Source organism: Streptomyces mashuensis (genome assembly GCF_014654785.1).
Taxonomy (GTDB): domain Bacteria; phylum Actinomycetota; class Actinomycetes; order Streptomycetales; family Streptomycetaceae; genus Streptomyces; species Streptomyces mashuensis.
Genome location: NZ_BNBD01000006.1, coordinates 402635 through 413356, shown reverse-complemented (window position 1 = coordinate 413356; position 10722 = coordinate 402635). Strand labels below are relative to the sequence as shown.

Genomic DNA, 10722 nt, shown 5'->3' with positions numbered 1-10722 from the left:
GATCTCGAAGTCCAATGCATCCCCTGAACTGGGGTGTTGCAACGACTCCTAGAACCCAAGTCGTCCGTACGGGCCCTTTCACATGGCTGCTAGAACTCGTCGTCGAACGACACCGAGCCCTCGACCGCCACCTGGTAGGCGGAGGCGCGGCGCTCGAAGAAGTTGGTGAGCTCCTGGACGTTCTGGAGTTCCATGAAGGAGAACGGGTTCTCCGAGCCGAAGACCGGGGCGATGCCGAGGCGCTGGAGGCGCTGGTCGGCGACGCACTGGAGGTATTCGCGCATGGAGTCGGTGTTCATGCCGGGGAGGCCCTCGCCGCACAGGTCGCGGGCGAACTGCAGCTCGGCCTCGACGGCCTCCTTGAGCATGTCGGTGACCTGCTGCTGCATCTCGTCGTCGAAGAGGTCCGGTTCCTCCTCGCGGACGGTGTCCACGACGGAGAACGCGAAGTCCATGTGCATGGACTCGTCGCGGAACACCCAGTTGGTGCCGGTCGCCAGGCCGTGCAGGAGGCCGCGGCTGCGGAACCAGTACACGTAGGCGAAGGCGCCGTAGAAGAACAGGCCCTCGATGCAGGCGGCGAAGCAGATCAGGTTGAGCAGGAAGCGGCGGCGGTCGGCCTTCGTCTCCAGCCGCTCCAGCTTCTCGACCTCGTTGATCCACTTGAAGCAGAACTGCGCCTTGTCGCGGATGGAGGGGATGTTCTCCACGGCCGCGAAGGCCGCGGCGCGCTCCTCCGGGTCGGGCAGGTAGGTGTCGAGCAGCGTCAGGTAGAACTGGACGTGCACGGCCTCCTCGAACAGCTGCCGCGACAGGTACAGGCGCGCCTCGGGCGAGTTGATGTGCTTGTACAGCGTGAGCACGAGGTTGTTCGCCACGATCGAGTCGCCGGTCGCGAAGAACGCCACCAGGCGGCCGATCATGTGCTGCTCGCCCGGGGACAGCTTGGCGAGGTCGGCGACGTCGGAGTGGAGGTCGACCTCCTCCACGGTCCAGGTGTTCTTGATCGCGTCGCGGTAGCGGTCGTAGAAGTCCGGGTACCGCATCGGGCGGAGCGTGAGCTCGAAGCCCGGGTCGAGCAGGTTCTTCTCGGTGGAGCTCATTACTGGCAAGCCTCGCAGGACTCGGGGTTTTCGAGGGAACAGGCGATGGCGTCCGCGTCGGGCGCGGCCTGCTGCACGGGGATGGTGGTGGCGGCACCCGTGGCGCCGGAGCCGGTCGCGGCGCGGGCGATGCGGGTGGCCGGGCGCGAGCGCAGGTAGTACGTCGTCTTGATGCCCTGCTTCCAGGCGTACGCGTACATCGAGCTGAGCTTGCCGATGGTCGGGGAGGCCATGAACAGGTTCAGCGACTGGCTCTGGTCCAGGTACGGGGTGCGGGCCGCGGCCATGTCGATCAGCGAGCGCTGCGGGATCTCCCACGCGGTCCGGTACAGGTCGCGGATCTCCTGCGGGATCCACTTGAGGTCCTGGATGGAACCGTTGGCCTCGGTCATGGCCTCGCGGGTGGCGCGGTCCCACACGCCGAGCTTCTTCAGGTCCTCCACCAGGTAGGTGTTGACCTGGAGGAACTCACCGGAGAGCGTCTCGCGCTTGAACAGGTTGGACACCTGCGGCTCGATGCACTCGTACACGCCGGCGATGGAGGCGATGGTGGCCGTCGGGGCGATGGCCAGCAGCAGCGAGTTGCGCATGCCGGTGGTGGCGATGCGGGCGCGCAGCGCCTCCCAGCGGTCGGCCCAGGACGGGACGGCGTTGGGGTAGTGGTCCGGGTGCAGCACGCCGCGGGCGGTGCGGGTCGCGGACCAGGCCGGGTGCGGGCCGTGCCGCTCGGCGAGGTCGGCGGACGCCTCGTACGCCGCGAGCATGATCCGCTCGGAGATGCGGGTGGACAGCTCCTTGGCCTCGGCCGAGTCGAAGGGCAGGCGCAGGCGGAAGAAGACGTCCTGCAGGCCCATCAGGCCCAGGCCGACCGGGCGCCAGCGGCTGTTGGAGCGGGCCGCCTGCTCGGTCGGGTAGAAGTTGATGTCCACGACGCGGTCGAGGAAGGTCACGGCGGTACGGACCGTGGCGTCCAGCTTCTCCCAGTCCATGTCCCCGTCGGCACCGAGGTGCGCGGCGAGGTTGACCGAGCCGAGGTTGCACACGGCGGTCTCGCCGTCGTCGGTGACCTCGAGGATCTCGGTGCAGAGGTTGGAGGAGTGGACGACCTTGCCCTTCTCGGCCGTCTGGTTGGCGGTGCGGTTGGCGGCGTCCTTGAACGTCATCCAGCCGTTGCCGGTCTGCGCGAGGGTGCGCATCATGCGGGCGTACAGCACGCGGGCCGGGATCTGCTTGACGGCCTTGCCCTCGGCCTCGTACCGGCGGTACGCGGCGTCGAACTCGTCGCCGTACAGGTCGACCAGGTCGGGGGTGTCGGCGGGGGAGAACAGCGACCAGTCGGCGTCGGCCTCGACGCGGCGCATGAACTCGTCGGGGATCCAGTGCGCGATGTTGAGGTTGTGGGTGCGGCGCGCCTCTTCGCCCGTGTTGTCGCGGAGCTCCAGGAACTCCTCGATGTCCGCGTGCCAGGTCTCCAGGTAGACGCAGGCGGCGCCCTTGCGGCGGCCGCCCTGGTTCACGGCGGCGACGGAGGCGTCGAGGGTGCGCAGGAACGGCACGATGCCGTTGGAGTGGCCGTTGGTGCCGCGGATGAGGGAGCCGCGGGAGCGGATGCGGGAGTAGGACAGACCGATGCCACCGGCGTGCTTGGAGAGCCGGGCGACCTGGTGGTAGCGGTCGTAGATGGAGTCCAGCTCGTCCAGCGGCGAGTCCAGCAGGTAGCAGGACGACATCTGCGGGTGGCGGGTGCCGGAGTTGAAGAGCGTGGGGGAGGAGGGGAGGTACGACAGGGTGCTGGTCAGCCCGTAGAGGCCGGCGACGTCCTCCAGGGCCCGCACGGAGTCGTCCTCGGCCAGGCCGCAGGCCACGCGGAGCAGGAAGTGCTGCGGGGTCTCGACGACGTTGCGCGTGAGGGGGTGGCGCAGCAGGTAGCGGCTGTAGAGGGTGCGCAGGCCGAAGTAGCCGAAGCGGTCGTCGGCGCCGTCGGCGAGGGCCTGGTCGACGAGGGCGTCGAGGCGCTCGGCGTGCAGGGCGACGAAGGCGGCGGTCTCGTCGGCGATGAGGCCCTCGCGGTGGCCGGTGGCCACGGAGGCGGAGAAGGAGGTGGCGCCTTCGCGGGCGGCCTCCTCGGCGATGGCGAGGGTGAGCAGCCGGGCGGCGAGCTTCGAGTACTCGGGCTCCTCGGCGATGAGGCCGGCGGCGGCCTCGGTGGCCAGGGAGCGGAGCTCGGCCTCGTCGGAGCCGGGGTGCCGGCCGCGCAGCGCGGCCGCGGCGACCTTGCCGGGGTCGGTGGCGGGCAGGTCCGCGGTGAGGTCGGTCAGGGTGCGCAGCAGCGCGGTCCCGGGACCGTCGTGCGCCTCCGTGTTCTCGGAGTTCGCTGAGACCGGATCGGCGGGCGCGATGGTCACGTGTGGCTCTCCCTCGCTCGGCTGGGTGGGCCGGGCGGGTGCGCGCGACGGTCGCGTACGGGCAGGCCGACGGGGGCCGGGGCATGCCGCGTACGTCCGTCGGCCCAACCCGCGGGGCCCGGACGAATTCAACGCCCATAGCCGAGCTTGTGGGCTCGGTGACGGGCGCGCTGTCGGCAGGTCCTCGGACTTCAGGGTGCGCTGGGTATATGCGCCCACATACACCGTTGCGGGACAGTTCCGGATTTCCACCGGATTCCCCTGCGGCGGCAGCGAGGATGAGCATACATCTTGTGGCGGGCCCCGGAGGCGCCCCCACATGTTGTGTCGCCGCGTCATGATGCGGTCGCGGAATGTGCTAGAGGGCGGCCCCGGAGAGGGTACGGAAACGGGCCGCCACGCCCCCTGGGCGGGGGTGTGGCGGCCCGGTGCGGTGGGGGTGACCCCGAGGGGCCCTGGGCGGTCTCAGTGCCCGCCGGGGACCCCCGCGGTGGCCGGCGGGAGCTCGGTGACGACGCCGGGTTCGCCGGCGTCGGCGGTGTAGTCCGAGGGCCGGGTGAGGTCCACGCCGTCGGGGGCCTTCACGGCCCGCAGGACGAGGGTGGCGACGACGGCGACGAGCACGTTGACGGCGAAGGCGGTGAGGCCGATGTAGCCCTTCTCGCCGATGAGCGGGATGACGTTGGTGTTGCCGAAGTGGTCCTGGGTGGCGCTGGGCGTGGCGTACGCCCGCCATGTGCCGTAGATCATGCCGGCGGCCCAGCCGGCCAGCAGGCCCCAGCGGTGGAACCAGCGGGTGAAGAGCCCGCCGACGAGCGCGGGGACGGTCTGGAGGACCCAGATGCCGCCGAGCAGCTGGAAGTTGATGGCGACCGTTTTGTCCAGGGTGAGGACGAAGACGAGCGCGCCGACCTTGACGAGCAGGGACGCGAGCTTCGACACCTTCGCCTCGTGTTCGGGCGTGGCGTCCGGTTTGAGGAAGTCCTTGTAGATGTTGCGGGTGAAGAGGTTGGCGGCGGCGATCGACATGATGGCCGCGGGGACCAGCGCGCCGATGCCGATGGCGGCGAACGCCACGCCCGTGAACCAGTCGGGGAACATGTCCTCGAAGAGTTGCGGGATGGCCAGCTGCCCGTTCTTCACCTTCACGCCCGCCGCCACGGCCATGAAGCCGAGCATGGCCAGCAGCCCGAGCATGAGGGAGTAGAGGGGGAGGATGGTGGTGTTGCGGCGGATGACGTTGCGGTTCTTGCTGGAGAGCACCGCCGTCACGGAGTGCGGGTAGAGGAAGAGCGCCATCGCGGAGCCGAGCGCGAGCGTGGCGTAGGCCCACTGGGCGTCGGGCCCGGTGACGAGTGCGCCGCGCGGCTTGCCGGTGTCCTTGTTGGTGACCGCGAACGCCTCGCCGGCCTTGTGGAAGATCTCGCCGAAGCCGCCGAGCTTCAGCGGGATGTAGATGATCGCCACGGCGATCACGATGTAGATCAGGGCGTCCTTGACGAAGGCGATGAGCGCGGGCGCCCGCAGGCCGGAGGAGTAGGTGTAGGCCGCGAGCACGCCGAAGGCGATGAGCAGCGGCAGGTCCTTCATGAACCAGTTGGCGCTGTCGCCGCCGCCCACGCCGAGCACGTCCAGGACCGCCTGGATGCCGACGAGTTGCAGGGCGATGTACGGCATCGTGGCGAGGATGCCGGTGACCGCGAGGGCGAGGGAGAGGCCGCGGGAGCCGAAGCGGCCGCGGACGAAGTCGGAGGAGGTGACGTAGCCGTGCTTGTGCGAGACCGACCAGAGTCGCGGCAGGAACGTGAAGACGAGCGGGTAACAGAGAATTGTGTACGGTACAGCGAAAAAGCCGGCCGCGCCGCCGGCGTAGACGGCCGCCGGAACGGCCACGAAGGTATAGGCCGTGTAGAGGTCGCCGCCGAGCAGGAACCAGGTGATCCAGGTTCCGAAGGAGCGGCCGCCCAGGCCCCACTCGTCGAGATTCTGGGCGTTCTCCGCCCGGCGCCACCGGGAGGCCCAGAAGCCCATGACGGTGACGGCGAGGAAGAAGAAGAGGAAGACGCTCAGCGCTACACCGTTGACCCCTTCCTTCACTGCTGTTCACCTCCCTTGCGGAGCCGTTCGCGGCGGCGAACGAGGACGTAGGCGACGACGGTCAGCAGCGTGGAAAGCAGCACCCACAGCATCTGGTACCAGTAGAAAAAGGGAATACCGATGAAGGCCGGCGAGACGCGGGCGTAGGAGTCGACCCACAGCATCGCGGCGAAGGGGATGGCCAGGCAGATCCCGGCGACGATCAAGGGTGTGGCGGAAGCGGTCGCGGTCGCGCGTGCGCGGTCGGCAGGTGGTGGGGCAACCGGTCGTGCGGCTGGTTGCCCATGGGGTTCCGGCATCGCTCTCTCCGTCCCTGGTGCGATCACATGTGTAATGCGCAGGAAATCTAGGGGAGTACGTGTCCGGCGTCACCCCTCCTTCCGGATTTCGGGACGACAACTCCGCTGCGCAGTACGTGCGGTGCGGTCCGCTACCACCGTGCGGCGGAATCGGTTCGTCCGTAACGGTGACCGTTAGGGATCGAATCTGCACCGGACCTGCCATACATCAACTGCTCAGTCTTGTACAGGTTTTGACAATATTTTAATCTGCCGCTCCGCGGTAATGCACTGGTAAAGTGATGGTCGCGGCCGTCCCAAGGGAATGTGCCGTAGGCGGCGTGGTGCGCCCCGAGGCCCCTGGTGCCCGGCCTGCCGCTGCCACGCCCGAGCTCTTGATCCGACCCGACCACACCGCGCCCCGGCGAGCAGCCGTGGTGGCGCAGGAGGCAGGCCATCATGAAGTCACTGATCGACAATGCTCGATCCTTCGCGGCCACACACGTGGCCGATCCCCGGCGCGCCGAGCGCTTCCGGTCCCTGGAGGCAGGGCAGTCGCCGGAGGTCCTCTTCATCACGTGCTCCGACTCGCGCGTCATCCCCGCATTGATCACCGGTGCGGAACCGGGGGAACTGTTCGAACTGCGCACGGCGGGCAATGTGGTGCCGCGCTACCCCCTCGACGACCGGCCCACCGGCGAGGCCGCCACCGTCGAGTACGCCGTCCGCGTGCTCGGCGTCCGGGACGTCGTCGTCTGCGGGCACTCCCACTGCGGCGCCGTGGGCGCGGTGGTCCGCGGCGACGACCTGTCGGCGGTCCCCGCGCTACGCGAATGGCTGGACCACGCCCTGCCCGAGGGCTCCCCCGTCCGCTCGGTGGAGGAGGCCTCGCCCGACGTCGCCGAGGCCGTACAGGCCCATGCCGTCGCCCAGTTGGACGCCCTGCGCGGCTACCCCTGCGTACGGGAGCGGACGGAGGCGGGCACGCTGCGGCTGCACGCCTGGTACTACGAAGTTCATACGGGCGCGGTCAGAGTGCACCGGCCCGAAGAGGGCCACCTGTCGTTCGGACCCCTGTGAACCGGCCTGCGAAGAAGACCGAGGGACCCTCACCCATGAACTCCGTGTTCTCAGCGTTCTCCGCCTTCAAGAACCCCGCCGTCCTGCGCCAGGACGTGCTCGCCTCGCTCGTCGTCTTCCTCGTGGCCCTGCCGTTGTGCGTCGGCGTGGCCGTGGCGTCGGGCGTCCCCGCCGAACTCGGCCTGATCACCGGCATCGTCGGCGGCATCGTCGTGGGCCTGATGCCGGGCAGCACGATGCAGGTCAGCGGGCCCGCCGCGGGCCTGACCGTGCTCGTCTTCGAGGCCGTCCGCGAGTTCGGCCTCGGCATGCTCGGTGCCATCGTGCTCGCCACCGGACTGATCCAGGTCGTCCTGGGCATCGTGCGGTTCGGCCGCTGGTTCCGGGCCATCTCCGTGTCGGTCGTGCAGGGCATGCTGGCCGGCATCGGCCTCGTGCTGATCTTCGGACAGCTGTACACGATGGCCGGCGTCAAGCAGCCGCGCTCCGGGCTCGACAAGATCTTCGGCGTGCCCGGCCTGGCGGCGGACATCGCCACCGGCGGCGCCGCCCTGACCGCCTTCGCGGTGGGTCTGGGCACCATCGTCGTCCTGGTCGGGTGGAAGAAGCTGCCCGCCAAGGCGCGGCTGGTGCCCGCCCCGCTGGCTGCGGTGGCGCTCGCCACGGCCGTCTCGGCCGGGTTCGGCCTCGACGTCGCGCACGTCGAGGTGCAGGGCCTGTTCGACGCGATCCAGCCGCCCGGACTGAACGACCTGACGGCGCTGGGCGGCGCCGGCGTGCTCGGCACGATCCTCGCCTTCGCGCTCATCGCGTCGGCGGAATCCCTGTTCAGCGCCGCGGCGGTGGACCGGATGCACGACGGTCCGCGCACGCACTACGACAAGGAGCTGATCGCCCAGGGCGTGGGCAACACGATCTGCGGGGTGCTCGGCGCCCTGCCGATGACCGCGGTCATCGTCCGCAGCTCCGCCAACGTGCAGGCGGGCGCGCGGACGACCTTGTCCCGTGTCCTGCACGGCGTCTGGCTGCTGGTCTTCTGCGTGGCGCTGCCGAAGGCGATCGGGCTCATCCCGCTCGCGGCCCTCGCGGGCGTGCTCGTCCACGCGGGCTGCAAGCTGATCCCCGCCAAGGACATGGTGCCGCTCTGGCGGACGCACCGCGGTGAGGCGGTCATCCTCGCCGTCACCGCCCTCGCCATCGTCACCACCAGCATGTTCGAGGGTGTGGTGCTCGGCCTGGTGCTGGCCGTCGTCAAGTCGGCCTGGGAGACCTCCCACGTCCACGTCGACGTCCGCGAACTCACCGGTGGCCGCATGGTGGTGGCCCTGACCGGCAACGCCACCTTCCTCCGGCTGCCGCGCATCCTGGAGGCGCTGGAGGCGCTGCCGAAGGACCGGCCCATCGAGCTGGACCTGTCGGACGTGCGGCACCTGGACCACGCCTGCCGCACCGCCCTGGAGAACTGGGCCGCCCGGCACAACGACGCCGGCACGGAGCCCGTCAGGATGCGGGGGCCGGCCGGGGGAGGCGCCGCGGGGGGCGCCGACGGGAGCGCTGCGGGAGACGCCGACCGGGAGGGGGACGCCATGTCCCCGGCCGGGCTGGTCCGTTGAGTATTTGACCATCCATTGACACTCCTTTGGTGACTCCTTTACGGTCGGTGCACATTCCTCACGACTCCGGAGGTTTCGCCATGGAGCAGCTCATCAAGAAGATGGCTCAGGACGAGGTCTGGCAGGGCTGGGTCGCCGCCAACTCCGCGCAGGGCGCGAAGGACGGCTGTATCAGCGCCTCGCCCAAGAGCGGCTGCATCAGCGTCGCGGGCAAGACCGGCTGCATCTCCTGACCCGGGTCCACCGCAGTGACCGCGTGGGCCGTCGAGGCGAAGTGCCCCGGCGGCCCACGCGGTCGTCGTACGCGCAGACGCACGTGGCCGAAGGGGTGGCAATGGACGGACAGCCGACGCCCGACATCGTGGACCGGGTGCGGGACATCCCGGTCTACCGCACGTCGGTGGAGCGGGGACACTTCCCCGTGCTCGAGAAACCCGAGATCGCGCGGGGATTCCCCGGCAACTGGATGACACCGCGCCTGGCGAGGGCGCTGGAGGCCGGCGACGCCGAGTACGTGCTCTCGACCGGCACCAACCACGCCCGGATGCAGATCATCCGGCCCCCGTACTTCCTGCTCCGCTCCTACTACCGGCTGTGGAGCGAGCACCCCGACATATCCGCCACCTGGCACGAGGGCTGCCGCCGCGTGTCCCTGACGACGGTGCTGGCGACGGAGCACGTGGCCCGGGTCAACGCGAAGAAACGGGGCGCCGAGCCGGACGCCGTGCCGGACGCCGTTCCGGCGCTGGAGGACCGGCGGCTCGACGACCGCACGTTCTACGTCAACCTGCGCCTCGACCCCGCCCTGTGGGAACGGGACGAGACCGAACGCATGCTGGCCGAGATGCGCACGGCCGCCGCCGCCCACCCCCACGGCCGCTACCACCTCGACTGCTCCGCCGCCCACCTCGCCCACCTCGTGCGCAAAACACGGCAGTTCGGCCTGTGGGACGCCTTCCCGCGCCCGGCGAGCATCATCCACGCCTACGAGTACGCGCCCCGGAACGTACGCCGATACCTCCGCGAGCACTTCGACTGCCCGATCGTCGACCTCTTCGGCAGCACCGAACTCGGCTACCTCTACTACAGCGACCGGAACGGCCGGTACCGGCCGTGGCTGGAGGACATGAGCGTCGAGCTGATCCCCGTCGCACCCGGCAGCGGCATCCACAGCCTCATCGTCACCAGCGTCCGCAACCCGTACATGCCGCTGGTCCGCTACCGCTCCGGCGACTGCGTCCGCACCGCCGACGGCTCGCCCGACCCCGAACGGATCGTCTCCTTCTGCGGCCGCGAGAAGGAACTCCTGCCCACGCCCGCCGGCCCCGTCGCCCAGGCCGACCTCGACGAACGCGTCGCGGCCGTGTCGCCGCGCGTGTTCCTGCACCAGCTCAGGACAGTGGGCGGGACCGCGTGCGAGCTGGCGTACACGACCTTCGACGGCGAACCGCTGGACGCGGCGGCCACCGCGGCCCTCGAGCAGGCCGTCACCGGCCTGACCGGCCGCCGCTGCACCGCCGCACACCGCGAGCACCTCCCCATCGGGAAGTCGGGCAAGTACGCCTGGCTGGCCACCGACGCATGACGGGATCATCCTCATGACCGCGCACGAGTACCCATACATCACCGCCGACGACCTCACCGCCCTGCTCGGCGACCGCCTCCACGAGGAAGTGGTGCGCTACGCCGCCGGGCGGACCGGCGCCGGACGGCCCTTCGCCGAGCGCCAGGTCCTGGAGTGCCTGCGCTACCTCTACCTCGTCTCCCGCCACCGCGAGCAGCTCGCCGGGCTCTTCCTGCCCGTCGAGCAGGAGATCGACGAGATCTGGCACTACCTGATCCTCCAGACCCGTGAGTACCGTGCGCTGTGCGAGGAACGCCTCCCCGGCCGTTTCTTCGTGCACCACCGCAGCGTCGCCTACGAGGACCACGTCGGCGGCGAGGACCGCGAACGGGCCGTCGAGGAGGCGTTGCGCTGGATACCCCTCTACTGCGCGGCGTTCGGCCCCTTCGACGAAGGCGCGCTGCCGCACTGGACCGTGGTGCGGTTCCTGCACGAGCGGATGGGCATGCCGCTCGCGGAGATCTCGGCGCTGCGGCCGCTCGCGACGGCGTGAGAACGTGATGGTGAGGAGGGGCGGGACGG

The 10722-nt window shown here is 69.9% G+C and carries 9 protein-coding genes and 1 riboswitch; of the genes, 5 read left to right on the top strand and 4 right to left on the bottom strand.

Annotation, left to right across the window (positions count from 1 at the left end):
- Window positions 1–89: 89 nt before the first annotated feature.
- From IE305_RS18310 to IE305_RS33075, 4 genes are all read right to left on the bottom strand, one after another.
- The gene (locus tag IE305_RS18310) at window positions 90–1103 is read right to left on the bottom strand and encodes a ribonucleotide-diphosphate reductase subunit beta (RefSeq protein ID WP_190130680.1); all 1014 of its coding nucleotides are present in this window, start codon (window positions 1101–1103) and stop codon (window positions 90–92) included.
- A complete protein-coding gene (locus IE305_RS18305; protein ID WP_190130679.1) occupies window positions 1103–3508 on the bottom strand; it encodes a ribonucleoside-diphosphate reductase subunit alpha in 2406 nt (801 codons plus the stop codon). The genes IE305_RS18310 and IE305_RS18305 overlap by 1 nt, the downstream gene beginning before the upstream one ends.
- Window positions 3509–3666: 158 nt before the next feature.
- Window positions 3667–3800: riboswitch (cobalamin riboswitch) on the bottom strand.
- A 173-nt stretch (window positions 3801–3973) separates the two neighbouring features.
- Window positions 3974–5605, bottom strand: a complete 1632-nt coding sequence (gene mctP / locus IE305_RS18300) for a monocarboxylate uptake permease MctP (RefSeq protein WP_190130678.1) — start codon at window positions 5603–5605, stop codon at window positions 3974–3976.
- On the bottom strand, window positions 5602–5904 hold the full coding sequence (locus IE305_RS33075) for a DUF3311 domain-containing protein (RefSeq protein ID WP_190130677.1): 303 nt from the start codon (window positions 5902–5904) through the stop codon (window positions 5602–5604). Before IE305_RS33075 ends, mctP begins: the two co-directional genes overlap by 4 nt.
- 438 nt (window positions 5905–6342) lie before the next feature.
- Between IE305_RS33075 and IE305_RS18290 the strand changes: the two genes are divergently transcribed.
- The 5 genes from IE305_RS18290 (at window position 6343) to IE305_RS18270 (ending at window position 10693) form a co-directional block, all read left to right on the top strand.
- The gene (locus IE305_RS18290) at window positions 6343–6963 is read left to right on the top strand and encodes a carbonic anhydrase (RefSeq protein WP_190130676.1); all 621 of its coding nucleotides are present in this window, start codon (window positions 6343–6345) and stop codon (window positions 6961–6963) included.
- Between the two features lie 35 nt (window positions 6964–6998).
- Window positions 6999–8576 (top strand): SulP family inorganic anion transporter, encoded by a 1578-nt coding sequence (locus tag IE305_RS18285; RefSeq protein ID WP_190130675.1) that lies wholly within the window; start codon window positions 6999–7001, stop codon window positions 8574–8576.
- Window positions 8577–8656: 80 nt separating this feature from the next.
- Window positions 8657–8809, top strand: coding sequence for a hypothetical protein (locus IE305_RS18280; protein WP_190130674.1), 153 nt, complete (start codon window positions 8657–8659; stop codon window positions 8807–8809).
- 101 nt (window positions 8810–8910) lie between these two features.
- The gene (locus IE305_RS18275) at window positions 8911–10161 is read left to right on the top strand and encodes a hypothetical protein (protein WP_190130673.1); all 1251 of its coding nucleotides are present in this window, start codon (window positions 8911–8913) and stop codon (window positions 10159–10161) included.
- Between the two features lie 13 nt (window positions 10162–10174).
- Window positions 10175–10693 carry a glycine-rich domain-containing protein gene (locus IE305_RS18270; protein WP_190130672.1) on the top strand — a complete coding sequence of 173 codons (519 nt, stop codon included), beginning with the start codon at window positions 10175–10177 and terminating at the stop codon, window positions 10691–10693.
- Window positions 10694–10722: the final 29 nt, after the last annotated feature.

Excerpts from the sequence above, each read along its gene's own strand:
- IE305_RS18310 (WP_190130680.1), bottom strand. The coding sequence starts at position 1,103 with ATGAGCTCCACCGAGAAGAACCTGCTCGACCCGGGCTTCGAGCTCACG.
- IE305_RS33075 (WP_190130677.1), bottom strand. The coding sequence starts at position 5,904 with ATGCCGGAACCCCATGGGCAACCAGCCGCACGACCGGTTGCCCCACCA.
- IE305_RS18290 (WP_190130676.1), top strand. The coding sequence starts at position 6,343 with ATGAAGTCACTGATCGACAATGCTCGATCCTTCGCGGCCACACACGTG.
- IE305_RS18285 (WP_190130675.1), top strand. The coding sequence starts at position 6,999 with ATGAACTCCGTGTTCTCAGCGTTCTCCGCCTTCAAGAACCCCGCCGTC.
- IE305_RS18280 (WP_190130674.1), top strand. The coding sequence starts at position 8,657 with ATGGAGCAGCTCATCAAGAAGATGGCTCAGGACGAGGTCTGGCAGGGC.
- IE305_RS18275 (WP_190130673.1), top strand. The coding sequence starts at position 8,911 with ATGGACGGACAGCCGACGCCCGACATCGTGGACCGGGTGCGGGACATC.
- IE305_RS18270 (WP_190130672.1), top strand. The coding sequence starts at position 10,175 with ATGACCGCGCACGAGTACCCATACATCACCGCCGACGACCTCACCGCC.